At 65.0% G+C, this 14783-nt stretch carries 11 protein-coding genes; 7 read left to right on the forward strand and 4 right to left on the reverse strand.

From position 1 onward, the window contains the following. Positions 1-523: 523 nt before the first annotated feature. On the forward strand, positions 524-2416 hold the full coding sequence (locus V9K91_RS19125) for an AsmA family protein (protein ID WP_336443801.1): 1893 nt from the start codon (positions 524-526) through the stop codon (positions 2414-2416). A gap of 125 nt (positions 2417-2541) precedes the next feature. Here the strand turns inward: V9K91_RS19125 and V9K91_RS19130 are convergent, their stop codons facing one another. The 3 genes from V9K91_RS19130 to mtgA are packed head-to-tail and all read right to left on the reverse strand — an operon-like array spanning position 2542 to position 4705. Continuing rightward, the gene (locus V9K91_RS19130) at positions 2542-2973 is read right to left on the reverse strand and encodes a CBS domain-containing protein (RefSeq protein ID WP_095364327.1); all 432 of its coding nucleotides are present in this window, start codon (positions 2971-2973) and stop codon (positions 2542-2544) included. Continuing rightward, positions 2933-3952 (reverse strand): glycosyltransferase family 2 protein, encoded by a 1020-nt coding sequence (locus V9K91_RS19135; protein WP_336443800.1) that lies wholly within the window; start codon positions 3950-3952, stop codon positions 2933-2935. Before V9K91_RS19135 ends, V9K91_RS19130 begins: the two co-directional genes overlap by 41 nt. Positions 3953-3955: 3 nt before the next feature. Next, positions 3956-4705, reverse strand: coding sequence for a monofunctional biosynthetic peptidoglycan transglycosylase (gene mtgA / locus V9K91_RS19140; RefSeq protein ID WP_068853696.1), 750 nt, complete (start codon positions 4703-4705; stop codon positions 3956-3958). A gap of 83 nt (positions 4706-4788) precedes the next feature. Here mtgA and V9K91_RS19145 point away from each other — a divergent pair, with 83 nt between their 5' ends. The 3 genes from V9K91_RS19145 to V9K91_RS19155 all read left to right on the forward strand — a co-directional run bounded on the left by V9K91_RS19145 (position 4789) and on the right by V9K91_RS19155 (position 9803). Further along, the gene (locus tag V9K91_RS19145; protein ID WP_210130871.1) at positions 4789-5682 is read left to right on the forward strand and encodes an Hsp33 family molecular chaperone HslO; all 894 of its coding nucleotides are present in this window, start codon (positions 4789-4791) and stop codon (positions 5680-5682) included. A gap of 152 nt (positions 5683-5834) precedes the next feature. Then, on the forward strand, positions 5835-6659 hold the full coding sequence (locus V9K91_RS19150; RefSeq protein WP_176472695.1) for a hypothetical protein: 825 nt from the start codon (positions 5835-5837) through the stop codon (positions 6657-6659). 369 nt (positions 6660-7028) lie between these two features. Further along, positions 7029-9803 carry a TonB-dependent receptor gene (locus tag V9K91_RS19155; protein ID WP_095364330.1) on the forward strand — a complete coding sequence of 925 codons (2775 nt, stop codon included), beginning with the start codon at positions 7029-7031 and terminating at the stop codon, positions 9801-9803. Between the two features lie 116 nt (positions 9804-9919). On the opposite strand, the gene V9K91_RS19160 is transcribed toward V9K91_RS19155, so the two are convergent. Continuing rightward, a complete protein-coding gene (locus V9K91_RS19160; protein ID WP_068853700.1) occupies positions 9920-10522 on the reverse strand; it encodes a TetR/AcrR family transcriptional regulator in 603 nt (200 codons plus the stop codon). Between the two features lie 175 nt (positions 10523-10697). On the opposite strand from V9K91_RS19160, the gene V9K91_RS19165 reads away from it, so the two are divergent. The 3 genes from V9K91_RS19165 to V9K91_RS19175 all read left to right on the forward strand — a co-directional run bounded on the left by V9K91_RS19165 (position 10698) and on the right by V9K91_RS19175 (position 14657). After that, positions 10698-11618 carry an alpha/beta hydrolase gene (locus tag V9K91_RS19165; protein ID WP_336443799.1) on the forward strand — a complete coding sequence of 307 codons (921 nt, stop codon included), beginning with the start codon at positions 10698-10700 and terminating at the stop codon, positions 11616-11618. Next, the gene (locus V9K91_RS19170) at positions 11615-14095 is read left to right on the forward strand and encodes an acyl-CoA dehydrogenase (protein WP_336443798.1); all 2481 of its coding nucleotides are present in this window, start codon (positions 11615-11617) and stop codon (positions 14093-14095) included. Before V9K91_RS19165 ends, V9K91_RS19170 begins: the two co-directional genes overlap by 4 nt. An 88-nt stretch (positions 14096-14183) precedes the next feature. Continuing rightward, the gene (locus V9K91_RS19175; RefSeq protein ID WP_336443797.1) at positions 14184-14657 is read left to right on the forward strand and encodes a hotdog fold domain-containing protein; all 474 of its coding nucleotides are present in this window, start codon (positions 14184-14186) and stop codon (positions 14655-14657) included. The last annotated feature ends 126 nt before the right edge of the window (positions 14658-14783 follow it).

Genomic DNA, 14783 nt, shown 5'->3' on the forward strand with positions numbered 1-14783 from the left:
CGTCGAGATCCAGGCTCTTACGGCGGCCCACGCCGGCTCTCGACGCCTACGCTGCCAGATTCCGAACAGATAAGGCTCGTTCGCGCCATCCATGGCGCTCTACGGTCCCGTCAACCCACCCACACCGCCCCTTCGACGTCTGGTCGGCAGGCAACGGAGATCAAGAGCAGGCCCTTGCTCTTCCCACCGCTGAGAAACTGCTTGGGGGCGGGCGGGGGTAGCCCATGCCGGGACCGTAGAGCGCCATGGATGGCGCGAACGAGCCCCCATGGATGGGTTTACGGCGTGTCCCGGCATGGGCTACCCCCGCCCGCCCAGCACGTATCAATGAATAGCAAGCGCTCCAGCCTTGGCTTCGGCTTTGGCGCCACACTGACGCGATCCTTACCAATGCTTCGCGTTGCCTGCACGATGAACGGGCAAGGATGGGCGGGTGAATACCGTTCCCGCTCCTACGCCCGTTGCGCCATCCTCCCGCTCACGCTGGCGTTTTCGCCGACCGGGCAAGCGCAGGCAGCGCTGGCTGGCGGTGCTGGTTTTCCTGTTCGCGCTGATCCTGCTGGTGATCGCGCTGTGGGACTGGAACTGGTTCAAAGGCCCCGTTGAGCGCGCCATACAGGCCAAGACCGGCCGCGAATTCCATATTGGCGGCAATCTGGATGTCGATCTCGGGCGCACCCTTACCGTGCGCGCCGATGGCCTGACATTCGCCAATGCCGAATGGTCCAAGACCCCACGGATGGCCAGCGCCGACCGCGCCGAGATCGACCTGCGCGCCTGGCCCCTGCTGCGTGGCGATATCCGCATTCCGGAAATCCGCCTCACCCGCCCCGACCTGCTGCTGGAAACCGCCCCCGGCAAGGACCAGCCCGGCAACTGGGATTTTCTTGGCCCCAGCGATGGCGAGCCGCCCGTGCTGCAACGCCTGCTGGTCGACGATGGCCGCTTGAAGTTCCTTGATGCCGCTGGAAAGACCGACATCCTGGTCGCCATCACCAGCGGCAAACCACGCAATGCCGACAGCGCACCGCCGCTGCTGGTCAGCGGCAAGGGCCGCTGGCAGGGCAATCCGTTCACCTTGGCGGGCAACACCGAATCGCCGTTGGAACTGACCAACAGCGAGCATCCGTTCCGCATCCATCTGGATGGCCGTGCCGGCAGTACCCATGCCATTGCCAGCGGCACCCTGACCAACCCGTTCGCCCTGCGCACCTTCGATCTTGATTTCGCGCTGAGCGGCCAGGACATGGAAGACCTGTATCCACTGATCGGCCTTGCCATCCCCTCCACTCCGCCGTATCGGCTGAAAGGCCGCCTCAAGCGCAACAACGATGTCTGGCGGTACGAGAACTTCACCGGTGTCGCCGGCGACAGCGACCTGGGCGGTACCGCGCAGATCGACGTCAGTGGCGACCGCCCCTTCCTCAAGGCGGAACTTGTTTCCAAACGCCTGGACTTCGATGACCTTGCCGGCTTCGTCGGCGCCCCGCCCAAGACCGGCGCCGGCGAATCGGCCAATGCCGAACAGAAGGCCAAGGCTGCAGCACTCGCAGTGAAGGCACGCGTGCTCCCGGATACGCCCTACGACCTCAGCAAGCTCCGCGCGATGGATGCCGATGTGCACTGGAAGGCGCAGCGCATCAACTCCCCCGCGCTGCCGCTGGACGACATGGATGCACACCTGAAGCTGGACGACGGCCTGCTGCGCCTGGAGCCGCTCAACTTCGGCGTCGCCGGCGGCGACATCCGCAGCACCATCCGCATGGATGCACGCAAGCCGACCATTGCCACCCAGCTCAAGGCCAGCATCCGCAAGGTGCAGCTGGGCGGGCTGTTCCCCGACGCGAAGCTGGCCGAGCAGGCCTCCGGTGGCATCAGTGGTGAGATCAACCTTACCGGCAACGGCAACTCGATCGCATCCATGCTGGGAAGCTCCGATGGCGCCGTTGCGGTGGGCATCGGTCGCGGCCATGTCGGCAACTTGATCATGGAACTGGCCGGCCTGGATGTAGCCGAATCGCTGAAGTTCCTGTTCACCGGCGACAAGCAGATTCCGCTGCGCTGCGCGTGGGGCGATTTCGGCGTGAAGCAGGGCCTGATGACCTCGCAGCAGCTGGCGTTTGATACCACCGATACGCTGATCCTTGGAGAAGGCACGGTGGACCTGAAGCAGGAAAAGCTCGACCTGCTGCTGCGCCCCCGTCCGAAGGACATCAGCATCCTGGCACTGCGTTCGCCGCTGCGCATCGGCGGCACGTTCAAGGATCCGTCGTTCCGGCCGGACTTCAAGGCGCTGGGTCTGCGTGGTGCCATCGCCCTCACGCTGGGGAGCATTGCCCCGCCAGCGGCGCTGCTGGCCACGATTGAAACCGGGCCGGGTGAAGATTCGAATTGTGGCGGCCGGTACGCGAAGTAAATAGCCACGCCCTGCGTGGCTGCTCCTCGTTTCCGCGCACGACCAAACATCGGGGCTGCCCGTCGGCCGCCCCAGCACGGAAGAACTGAAACGCTGCTCTTCGCTTGAAAATACCTGCAGGCAGCTCAGCCTGCGACGATGTACTGCTGCAGCTGGTCCAGCTTCTGGGCCTGTTCGTCGATCACCGATTTCACCAGGTCGCCGATGGAGATCACGCCGATCACGCCGCCGCTGTCCACCACCGGCAGGTGGCGGATGCGGTAGTCGGTAACCAGTTGCAGGCAGTGCTCCACCTGCTCGGACGGCGCCACCGTCACCACCTTGGCGGTCATGATGTCACTGACCTTCGTCGACCTCGAGGAGCGGTCATGCAGCACGATCTTGCGTGCGTAATCGCGTTCGGACAGGATGCCGACCAGGCTGCGGCCGTCCATCACCAATACCGCGCCGATGCCCTTGTCGGCCATCAACCGGATCGCGTCGATCACCGCCGATTCCGGGCCTACCGCGAACACCTCAGGGGACTTGCCTTCCAACAGCTGTCGTACCGTGGTCATCTCGCTGCTCTCCACCGATGGGATGCACGCCCGAGTCTGCCACGAACGGTGCATGCCAAGTGTCAACCACGTACAACGGCCGCTGCTTGGATTCCTCGTACAGCCGGCCCAGGTACTCCCCGATCAGGCCCAGCGCGATCAGCTGCACCCCGCCCAGGAACAGGATCACCGCCATCATCGTGGGGTAGCCGGCTACCCGGTCGCCGTACAGCGCTGCCTTCAGCACCACCCATCCGCCGAACAGGAATGCCACCCCTGCCGTGGCCATTCCCAGGTACGTCGCCGCCCGCAGCGGTACCGTGGAAAAACTGGTGATGCCTTCCAGTGCGAAGTTCCACAGCTTCCACAACCCGAACTTGCTGTCGCCCACCATCCGCGCATGCCGGTGATACGGCAACGCAACGCGCCGGAAGCCGACCCAGCCGAACAACCCTTTCATGAACCGGTGGCGTTCACGCAGCTGACCCAGCGCCTGCAGCGCGCGCGGTGAGAGCAGGCGGAAATCGCCGGTATCGGCCGGAATCGGGATCCTCGACATCCGCCCGATCACCCGGTAGAACGCCGACGCCGTACTGCGCTTGAGCCAGCTTTCGCCGTCGCGCACCTGGCGGGTGCCGTACACGTTGTCATAGCCCTGCCGCCACAGCGCCACGAACTCCGGAATAAGCTCGGGCGGGTCCTGTCCATCGGCATCGAGGATCATCACCGCGCCGGTGTCCACGAAGTCCAGTCCGGCCGTAAGTGCCGCCTCCTTGCCGAAGTTGCGCGACAGGCGCAGCACGCCCACGCAGCTGTCGGCTGACGCCAGTTCCTGCATGACCTGCCAGGTTGCATCGGTGCTGCCATCGTCGACGTACACGATCCGGCCCTCGACGCCCTCCAGTCCATCCAGGACCGCGCGCAGCCGTGGCTGCAACAGGGGCAGCGCCAGCGCTTCGTTGTGGGCCGCGATGACCAGGGTGAGGCGTTCAATCGTCATGGCTCACTCATCCTTCAGGTAGGCGCCGCCGCCGAGCTGCCGCGCCTGTCGCTGGATCCAGGCGGCGCGTCGCTGCACGTAGGGGCCGGGGCGCGCGGCGTTGTACCGGCGCGGAGCCGGCAACACGGCCGCCAGTTTTGCGCTTTCGGCCGGCGACAGCCGCGCCGCATCCTTGTTCCAGAACTGCCTGGATGCCGCCTGCGCACCGTAGATGCCATCACCGAACTCGGCGATGTTGGCGTACATCTCCAGGATCCGCCACTTCGGCCACAGCGTTTCGATCAGCAGCGTGTACCAGACCTCCAGCCCCTTGCGGATCCAGCTGCGGCCCTGCCAGAGGAACAGGTTCTTGGCGACCTGCTGGCTGATGGTGCTGGCGCCGCGCAGGCGCCCGCCGCGGGCATTGTGGTCGCGCGCCTTTTCAATGGCCTGCAGGTCGAAGCCATTGTGTTCGGGAAAGCGCTGGTCTTCGGCCGCTACCAGCGAGATGGGCAGGCTCGGGGCCATCTGGTCGAGGTCGCGCCACTGGTAATGCAGCCGGTAGCTCCAGTCGCCCTGGCCCAGCGCCTCGCCATAGCGCCACAGCATCACCGTCGACAGCGGCGGGTCGATGAAGCGCAGCACGGCCACCTGCAGCACGCTGCCGGCCACGAACAGCACCGGAAGCCACAGCAGGTGTTTCCAGCGCCAGCGGCGCCGGCGGGTCGGTTCCAGGCCCGGTTCGGCCTTGTGGTTGCTGCGCTCTGCCCCCATTAGTGGTGCATCCTCTGCTTGCACGGTTGTCGGCGCATTATCCGGCAACACGCCCTCATTACTTAAGCGCAGCCACCGACCCGATGACCGCCCAGACCGATTCCCTCATCCGTTTCCTGCTTCCCGATGCCGGCGTGCGCGGCGTGCACGTGCACCTTGACGCCAGCTGGCAGCAGATCCTCTCCCACGGCACCTACCCGCCGGCCGCGGCCGAGCTGCTGGGTGAAGCCACCGTGGCCTCGGCGCTGTTCACCGGCCACACCAAGGTGGACGGCCGGCTGTCGATCCAGCTGCGCAGCAACACCGCCATGCGCACGCTGTTTGCCGAATGCACCGCCGCCGGCACCCTGCGCGGCATCGTCCAGCTGTCCGGCGAAGGCGATGCCCCGCGCGACCTGACCGCGCTGGGCGAGGACGCGCTGCTGGCCATCACCATTGAAAACCCCGGGCTGGACCCGCGCGAGCCACAGCGCTACCAGAGCCTGGTCGGCCTGGGCGCATCCGGACTGGACGAGGCCTTCGAAGACTACTTCCGCCAGTCCGAACAGCTTCCCACGCGCCTGCTGCTGGCCGCCGATGGCGACCGGGCCGCCGGCCTGCTGCTGCAGAAGCTACCCGGCGACGAGGGCGATACCGACGGCTGGTCCCGGGCCAGTGCGTTGTTCGAGACGCTGGGCAAGCAGGAACTGCTGGACGTGGCCGGCAATGAGCTGCTGCACCGGTTGTTCCATGAACAGGCACCCGAGCTGCTGGGTGAGCGCCCGCTGCGCTTTGCCTGCTCCTGCTCGCGCGAACGGGTGGAGGGCATGCTGCAGTCGCTGGGCGAAGTTGAGGCCCGGGCGGCCGCCGAACCCACGGGATCCGTGGACATCCGTTGCGAATTCTGCGGACGGGAGTATCACTTTCCGTTGACGGAATTCGACATACTGTTTAGCGACGCCGTTGTTTCCTCACCGGCACCTGAACGGCTTCAGTAATCGCCGCGCGAGTTTTGTTCTGGGGAGAACCAAGACTTGTTAAGAATTCATAAACGCCCTAGGATCAGTGTCCCGCTTCGGCGGGAACTTGTGCTCATCACCGCTGTCTGAGAATTCCCATGCGCGCCCTTTTGCGTCTACCGCTGGCCCTGATGATCGCCCTCGCCGCGATCCCGGGCGCCTATGCGCAGTCCAAGGCCCGCCAGGACAGCACGGTGATTCCGGTCTGGAACAAGGGCAGCGGCAAGGTCGAGGCCCTGCTGTACCTGGAACCCACCGGGGAACAGGCTGCCGGCGCCCGCTGGCATTTCGGGCGCAGTTCGCTGGATGCCGCCTTCGGGCTGTCCTCGGGCGATTCGCTTGGCCTGCTGTGCAACAGCAGCCGCGGCACCAGCATCAGCGGGCTGGCCAGCCACTGCATGCTGGCCAGCCTGGGTGACGAGGACGACAACGCGCTGAGCCGCCGCGTCACCGGCACCGCCGCGTTCAACCGCCCCGGCGGTCGCATCGGCATCACCGCCGGCACCGGCAAGGACACCCTGCCCGCCTGGCTGGCCGGCCCGAACAAATCGCCGGCGCTGCGCGCCGAGCAGAACGACCTGACCGTGTTCGGCCAGAAGAACATTGGCCGCGAAGGCTTCGTCTCCATTGGCGGCACCTACGCCAAGGCGCGCCTGGTACCGCTGTCAGACGTGTCCCCGGCCCTGGTGGACCGCTGGGACAGCAAGAGCCTCACCCTGGGTGCCGGCTACGGCAACTTCAGCGGCAACATCATCGGCCGCGTGGTCGACGTGCCCGGCCAGCCCGGCAAATGGGAAGGCCTGGGCGTTGGCCTGACCTGGCGCACCCCGTGGAGCGGCCAGCTCACCGTGGGTGCCGAAAACGTGATCACCCGCGGCAAGAACCCCTTCGCCCCGCGCAACGAGAGCACCGATGAGGGCACCGTGCCCTACGTGCGGTACGAGCAGGACCTCTGAGTCCACGTTTCGATGACCCGGGAAGACCAGAAAAGGCGCGCCATTGGCGCGCCTTTGTCGTTCCAGCGCCCCCGTTGAGGTCACTGAACACGCCAACCTGATACAGAGCGTGACAAAACAACTGCAACTATTTTGCTAACAATTTGTTAACAAATGAGTCATTTGACGCTTACAACCCTCTTAAGGGCCTTGATCCACAAGGACTTTGCCGAATTTCACACAGATCACAGACTTCATTAACGCTACTTTAATTCTTTCGAAGCGGCAGTTACTATCGAGTCAGCCTTGTGGTCTTTGGTGCTCTCTATTGGCACCGCCTGAGGCAAACACCCCAGTGAATACCCAAGATTCCCTTGGAGAGAGAGAGCAATGAACTTTAAGTCCAACAAGCTGCGTGATGCAGTGGTCGTTGCACTGGTCGTCGCGGCCGGCACCGCCACCGCGCAGGCGCAGGAAGCTGCCAATACGACCAACCTGGACCGCATCTCGGTCACCGGTTCGCGCATCAAGAGCACCGACATCGAGACCTCGCAGCCGGTGCTGAGCCTGACCCGCGCGGACATCGACAAGCAGGGCGTGACCTCGGTCGCCGACATCCTGCAGCGCGTCTCCGCCAGCGGCGCCGCACTGAACCGTACCTTCAACAACGGCGGTGACGGCACCTCCGGCATCAGCCTGCGCAACCTGGGCAGCCAGCGTACCCTGGTGCTGGTCAACGGCCGCCGTTGGACCACCGGCATCACCGGCAGCGTCGACCTGAACACCATCCCGACCGCGATGGTCGAGCGCATCGACATCCTGAAGGATGGCGCTTCGACGATCTACGGTTCGGACGCCATCGCCGGCGTGGTGAACATCATCCTGAAGAAGGATTTCGACGGGGCTGAAGCGAACGTCTACAAGGGCCAGTACAGCGCCGGCGACGGCGAGCGCGAAGCCTATGACTTCACCCTGGGCACCACCACCGACCGCGCGTCGGTGATGATGGGCGCTTCCTACGTCAAGGAAGGCTCGGTCATGGCCGGCGACCGCGCGATCTCCGCCGGTGGCCCGCCGTTCTTCAGCGGCCAGAGCAGCACCGGCATCCCGGGCTCGTACATCCGCGGCGGCACCCGCTACGTCATTCTCAATGGCGTGGAAACCGTGTTCGACCCGAACATCCACGGGTACAACACCTCGCCGGACAACTACCTGCTGACCCCGCAGGAACGTACCTCGCTGTTCACCACCGGCTCCTACAACATCACCGACAACGTGACGTTCAAGGCCGAAGCGCTGTACAACGAGCGTAAGTCCGAGCAGCTGCTGGCCGCCATGCCGGTGACCAGCCAGACGCTCAGCGCGCAGAGCATGTACAACCCGTATGGCGTCAACCTGACCGGCGTGAACCGTCGTTTCAATGAAACCGGCGGCCGTTCGTTCAACCAGAACGTCAAGAACTGGCACTTCTATGGTGGCTTCGAAGGCTTCTTCGAGTTCGCTGACCGCACCTTCGATTGGGATGCCGGTTACCGCTACGACAAGACCGACGAGAATGTGCTGACCTACGGCCTGTTCAACAAGACCAACCTGGCCCTGGCCTATGGTCCGTCGCGTATCGACCCGCTCACCGGCAACCCGGTCTGCGTGACCAACACCGGCGCCACCGGCACGATCATTCCGGGCTGCGTCCCGGTCAACCCGCTGGGTCCGGAAGGTTCGATCTCGCAGGCTGCGATCGACTACACCGCCTTCACCGCGCATGACTCCTCGACCCTCGAGTCGAAGGGCTACTACGCCAACATCTCCGGCACCATCGTTCCGCTGCCGGCCGGTGACCTGGCCTTCGCAGCCGGTTACGAATACCGCAAGGAAAGCGGCCAGTTCGACCCGGACGCCTTCATCGCCGCTGGCCTGAGCACCGGCAATGGCGCCAAGCCGACCAAGGGTTCGTACGATCTGGACGAGTTCTACCTGGAACTGTCGATCCCGGTGCTGGCTGACCTGCCGGGCGCCAAGCTGCTCGACTTCAGTGCGGCCACCCGCTACTCGAAGTTCAGCAACTTCGGCAACACCACCAACAACAAGTTCGGTTTCCGCTGGAAGCCGATCGACGAACTGATGATCCGTGGTAACTACTCGGAAGGCTTCCGCGCGCCGAGCATCAACGACCTGTTCGCCGGTGATGCCGATTCGTTCGAAACCTACGCCGATCCGTGCTCCAGCACCAACGGCCTGCGTGTCGGCGGCGTGGCACAGCAGTGTGCCGACCAGGGCGTTCCGGCCGGCTTCGTGCAGCCGGGCGCCGGCAGCGGCGCCAACAAGCAGACCCCGGAAGCGTTCACCTGGACCTCGAACCCGGATCTGAAGCCGGAAACCTCGACCAGCAAGACGCTGGGCCTGGTGTTCAGCCCGAGCTTCGTGACCGGCCTGAATGTCACCCTGGACTGGTGGCAGATCGAAGTCGAAAACGCGATCACCCGCCCGGCGATCAACGACATCATGTCGTACTGCTACGGCGGCACCCCGCAGCAGCAGGCAGCGTACTGCGGTCTGATCACGCGTGACCCGAACTACGGCACCGCCGCGCAGAACGGCGCCATCGTCGACGTGCGCATGCCGCTGCAGAACCTGTCTTCCTACAATGTGGAAGGCTGGGACCTGGGCGTGCAGTACCGTCTGCCGGAAACCAGCTTCGGCCAGTTCACCTTCACGGTCGATGCCACCTACCTGAGCAAGTGGGAAACCAAGGCTACCGCAGACGCAGACGTCGACGGCCGCCAGGGTAACTACCTGGACCAGGATCCGTACTGGCGCATCCGCGGCAACGCGTACCTGGATTGGTCGTACGGCGACTTCGGCGTCAACTACGGTGTGCGCTACAAGTCGGGCATGACCGAAGATTGCCCGTTCGATCCGTCCGATACCGATGTCTTCGGTTACTGCTCGGATGGCGACAACGGCACCAACCACATCGGTGCGACCACCTATCATGACATCCAGTTCCGCTACAACACCCCGTGGAACGGCACCGTCATGCTGGGTCTGAACAACGTGTGGGACAAGGATCCGCCGGTGTCGTACCAGGTGTCGTACAACATGTTCGACCCGCAGTACGACCTGCCGGGCCGCTACTACTACATGCAGTACAAGCAGAAGTTCTGATCGATCCACTGATCGGTACCTGATGCAGCAACGGCCCCGAAAGGGGCCGTTGTTTTTTTGTGCCATCCATGAAAAAGGCCGCATTCCGCGGCCTTTTCCTTTCCTGTGCAGTGCGCTCAACCGATCGGGATCAGCGTCTCGATCACATGCTCCACATACGCTTCGAAATCCTCGCGCGCCGGCTTGGGCTGCTGCAGCTGCAGCGACAGCTGCAGGAAGCCCACGTACGCGGCATACGCCAGGCGTGCGCGATGCTGCGCATCGGTACGGCTCAATCCGGCCTGGCGGAACGAAGCCACCAGATACTCCAGGCGACGGTGCGAAACGCGATCGATCACCGGACGCACCATCGGGTGGTCCAGTGCCTTGAGCAGTTCGCTGTAGATGATGTGCGGCTGCACTTCGTGCGCCACTACCTGGAACAGCTGGCGCAGGCGCGCACGCGGATCCGGAACGTCTTCCAGGCTGCCGAACACCTGCTCCTGTTCGAACAGCTCCCAGCGCTCCAGTGCGGCCTGCAGCAGCGCATCGCGCGAAGGGAAATGCCAGTAGAAGCTGCCCTTGGTCACTCCCAGGCGCCTGGCCAGCGGCTCCACCGCGACCGCGCCGACACCCTGTTCAGCGATGAGATCCAAGGCGGCCTGCGCCCAGTCTTCCGCGCTCAGGCGGCTGTTGCGGCCGGCTCGGGGCTCGCCGGCGGAAGCTTCAGGTTCATTCATGCGCTGATTTAACCATACGCCGGGGTCGGTTTGTGTGGAATTGCCCGAAACCGGGGCCGGGAAACCCTGCGCTGTCTGGCCGCACCGCATGGAGCCACGCGGAGCGTGGCTGCGAGGGATACCAACCATACTAGAGAGTATTGACATGCCAGAAGCCAGGTCCATACTAGCAAGTATGGTAACTCCCGCCTCCCGCCCATCTGCCCCCACCGACGAGCGCCTCACCGCCGCGCACGACGCCGTGCTGGCGGCAACCCGCTCGGCCCCAGGGCGCCGCGGCACCGTGCTGTTCGCCCATGGTTTCGGCCAGACCCGGCACGCCTGGACTGCCACCGCGCAGTCGCTGGCCGCCGCCGGCTACCAGACGCTCGCCTACGATGCACGCGGCCATGGCGACTCGGACTGGAACCCGGCCACCCTCGCCTATCACGGGGAGCAGTTTGCCGATGACCTGATTGTGCTGGCTGGCGAACAACCGCAGCCGCCGATCCTGGTGGCCGCGTCGATGGGCGGGCTGTTCGGCCTGCTCGCCGAAGCGCGCTGGCCGGGCCTGTTCTCGGCGATGGTGCTGGTGGACATCACCCCGCGCTGGGACACCGCCGGCGTCGAAAAGATCCTGATGTTCATGACCGCGCATCCCGAAGGATTCGCTTCACTGGAACAGGCCGCCGATGTGATCTCGGCCTATCTGCCGCACCGCCCGCGCAAGTCGGAAGCGTCGCTGCGCGCCCTGCTGCGCGAGGATGGCCACGGCCGTTGGCGCTGGCATTGGGACCCGCGGCTGGTCGCCGAACTGGCGCGCGACAGCGAACAGCACCAGGACGCGCTTGCAGACGCAGCGCGCCAGGTGAAATGCCCGGTGCTGCTGGTCAGCGGCGGGCGCAGCACGTTGGTCACCCCGCAAACGGTGGCCGAATTCCTGGCGTTGGTGCCGCACGCGCGCCACGTGCAGCTGCCGGAGGCCACGCATATGGTCGCCGGCGACGACAACAACGCCTTTACCGCTACTGTGTTGGACTATCTGGACGTGTTGCCCTCGGCCTCCGCCGTGGCACAGTCCGCCACAACCGAGCACGTCACCGGAGCACGCTCATGAGCATTGTCGTTCCCTTCCTCGCCATCCTGCTGGCAGGCGCCATCGTCGCCTACCACCGGATGCGGCTGATCACCTGGACGCTCGTCAGCCTGGTGCTGCTGGCGGCCTGCTGGTTCGTCCCCTATGTCAACCAGACCGCCACCATCGTGGCTGCGGCGATCGTCGCCGTCATTGCCGTGCCGCTGCTGCTGCCGTTCATCCGCAAGCCGCTGCTGACCGCCCCGATGATGAAGGTGTTCCGCAAGGTGCTGCCACCGCTGTCGCAGACCGAGCGCATCGCGCTGGAAACCGGTTCGGTCGGTTTCGAAGGTGAGCTGTTCACCGGCGACCCGGACTGGAACAAGCTGCTCAACTATCCCAAGCCGCAGCTCACCGCCGAAGAACAGGCCTTCCTGGATGGCCCGGTGGAAGAACTGTGCGCGATGGTCAACGACTGGGAAATCACCCACGTCTACGCCGACCTGCCGCCGGAGCTGTGGGCTTTCATCAAGAAGAACAAGTTCTTCGGCATGATCATCCCGAAGGAATACGGCGGCCTGGGCTTCAGCGCGCTGGCCCACCACAAGGTGATCCAGAAGCTGGCGTCGGTGTCGAGCGTGGTCAGCTCCACCGTCGGCGTGCCCAACTCGCTGGGCCCGGGCGAACTGCTCGTGCATTACGGCACCCAGGAACAGAAGGACCAGTACCTGCCGCGCCTGGCCGACGGCCGTGAAGTGCCGTGCTTCGGCCTGACCGGTCCGTTCGCTGGTTCGGACGCGACCTCGATTCCCGATTACGGCATCGTCTGCAAGGGCGAGTGGAACGGCGAGCAGGTGCTCGGCGTCAAGCTCACCTTCGACAAGCGCTACATCACCCTGGCCCCGGTCGCGACGCTGATCGGCATGGCGTTCCGCATGTACGACCCGGACGGCCTGATCGGCCCGACCCGTGACATCGGCATTACCCTGGGCCTGCTGCCGCGCGACACCGCCGGCGTCGAGATCGGCCGTCGCCACTTCCCGTTGAACTCGACCTTCCAGAACGGTCCGATCCGCGGCAAGGAGGTCTTCATTCCGCTCACCCAGCTGATCGGCGGTGCCGAGAAAGCCGGCAAGGGCTGGAACATGCTCAACGAGTGCCTGGCCGTGGGCCGCTCGATCACCCTGCCCTCCACCGCCAGTGGCGGTGCCAAGGCCGGTGCGGTGGTCACCGGTGCCTACGCGCGCATCCGCAAGCAGTTCGGCCTGTCGGTCGGCCGCTTCGAAGGCGTGGAAGAGGCGCTGGCCCGCATCGGCGGCAAGGCCTATGCGATCAGCGCGCTGTGCCAGGCCACTGCGGCTGCGGTGGACCGCGGCGACGTGCCGTCGGTGCCGTCGGCCATTGCCAAGTACCACTGCACCACCATGAGCCGGGAAGTGATCTCCGACGTGATGGACGTGATCGGCGGCAAGGGCATCATCCTGGGGCCGCGCAACTTCGCCGGCCGCAGCTGGCAGGCCGCGCCGATCGCGATCACGGTGGAAGGCGCCAACATCATGACCCGCAGCCTGCTGATCTTCGGCCAGGGTGCGATCCTCTGCCACCCGTGGGTACTGCAGGAAATGAAGGCGGCGCAGGATCCGGACACCAAGGCCGGCCTGCAGTCCTTCGACCGCAGCCTGTTCGGTCATATCCGCTTCGGCATTTCCAACGCGGTGCGTTCGTTCTGGCTGGGCCTGACCGGCGCGCGTTTCGGCGCCGCCCCGGGCGATGCCTACACCCGCCGCTACTTCCGCAAGCTCGACCGCTATTCGGCCAACCTGGCGCTGATGGCCGACATCTCGATGATGACCCTCGGCGGCAAGCTGAAGTTCAAGGAATCGCTGTCGGGCCGCCTGGGCGACGTGCTGAGCCACGTGTACATGACCAGCGCCATGCTCAAGCGTTACCACGACGAAGGCGCGCCCGTGGCTGACCAGCCGCTGCTGGCCTGGGCGTTCCATGACAGCGTGCACAAGATCGAGGAATCGCTCTCGGCGGCGCTGCGCAACTTCCCGATCCGTCCGATCGGCTGGCTGATGTGGCTGCTGATCTTCCCGTTCGGCCGCCGTGCCGAAGCCCCGGGCGACCGCCTGGGCCACCGCGTGGCCGCGCTGCTGATGGCGCCCAACGAAGCTCGCGACCGCCTGGCCAGTGGCGTGTTCCTGACCCCGTGCGAGAACAACCCGGGTGGCCGCATCAACAGCTACCTGTCCAAGGCGATCATGGCCGAGCCGGTGGAGCGCAAGTTCATCAAGGCGCTCAAGACCAAGGGCATCGAAGCACTGGACTTCAACGCACAGCTCGACGAAGCGGTGTCCGAAGGGGTGATCACCCAGGACGAGCGCACGCTGCTGGAAGAGCTGCGCACGCTGACCATGGACACCATCACGGTGGACGACTTCGAGCCGCACGAACTGCGTTCGGCCAGCTACTACGACCGCGAACGCAAGGACGCGCAGTCGCAGGAAGCGGCATAACGCCAGCCTCGATACACCCCAAAACGGCGGACTTCGGTCCGCCGTTTTTCATTGCCTTCCTCGCAGCCGCTTTCCGGGAGACCTGCTGATGTCCGCCCCCCTCTTGACCCTCTACCGCCGCATGCAGCGCTGGCCCGCCGGCCAATGGCTGTTCTCGCGCGCGGTCTGCTTCAAGGCGCCCTATTTCGCCAGCATCGCCCCGCGCATCACCATGCTCGAATCGGGCCGCTGCGAAGGCCACATCGCGCATCGGCGCCGCGTCACCAACCACATCGGCACCGTCCACGCCATCGCGCTGTGCAACCTGGCCGAGCTCACCGCCGGGCTGATGGTGGATGCCTCGCTGCCCAAAGGCATGCGCTGGATCCCCAAGGGCATGGAGGTGAAGTATCTCGCCAAGGCAACCGGCACCCAGCATGCAGTCGCCACGCCTGCGCAGGCGATTGTCAGTGCCGAAGCGGGCTATGCGCTGCCGGTGAACGTGCAGGTGCGTGATACCGCCGGAACGGTGGTGTTCGAAGCGCGGATTGATATGTGGGTGTCGCCGGTCAAGCGCGACTGAGTTTGTGCGCGAAGAGCGGCGTTTCATTGATACGAGCTGGGGCGGCCGTCGGGCAGCCCCGCTCCGGGACACGCCGTAAACCCATCCATGGGGGCTTGGCAAAAACATCCATGTTTTTGACAGTCC

The organism is Stenotrophomonas sp. CCNWLW57 (assembly GCF_037203925.1).
Taxonomy (GTDB): domain Bacteria; phylum Pseudomonadota; class Gammaproteobacteria; order Xanthomonadales; family Xanthomonadaceae; genus Stenotrophomonas; species Stenotrophomonas rhizophila_A.

Bases quoted from the DNA above. Each gene is read 5' to 3' on its own strand.
- V9K91_RS19155 (WP_095364330.1), top strand. From the start codon at position 7,029: ATGAACTTTAAGTCCAACAAGCTGCGTGATGCAGTGGTCGTTGCACTG.
- V9K91_RS19160 (WP_068853700.1), bottom strand. From the start codon at position 10,522: ATGAATGAACCTGAAGCTTCCGCCGGCGAGCCCCGAGCCGGCCGCAAC.
- mtgA (WP_068853696.1), bottom strand. From the start codon at position 4,705: ATGGGGGCAGAGCGCAGCAACCACAAGGCCGAACCGGGCCTGGAACCG.
- V9K91_RS19145 (WP_210130871.1), top strand. From the start codon at position 4,789: ATGACCGCCCAGACCGATTCCCTCATCCGTTTCCTGCTTCCCGATGCC.
- V9K91_RS19130 (WP_095364327.1), bottom strand. From the start codon at position 2,973: ATGACCACGGTACGACAGCTGTTGGAAGGCAAGTCCCCTGAGGTGTTC.
- V9K91_RS19175 (WP_336443797.1), top strand. From the start codon at position 14,184: ATGTCCGCCCCCCTCTTGACCCTCTACCGCCGCATGCAGCGCTGGCCC.
- V9K91_RS19135 (WP_336443800.1), bottom strand. From the start codon at position 3,952: ATGACGATTGAACGCCTCACCCTGGTCATCGCGGCCCACAACGAAGCG.
- V9K91_RS19150 (WP_176472695.1), top strand. From the start codon at position 5,835: ATGATCGCCCTCGCCGCGATCCCGGGCGCCTATGCGCAGTCCAAGGCC.
- V9K91_RS19165 (WP_336443799.1), top strand. From the start codon at position 10,698: ATGGTAACTCCCGCCTCCCGCCCATCTGCCCCCACCGACGAGCGCCTC.
- V9K91_RS19170 (WP_336443798.1), top strand. From the start codon at position 11,615: ATGAGCATTGTCGTTCCCTTCCTCGCCATCCTGCTGGCAGGCGCCATC.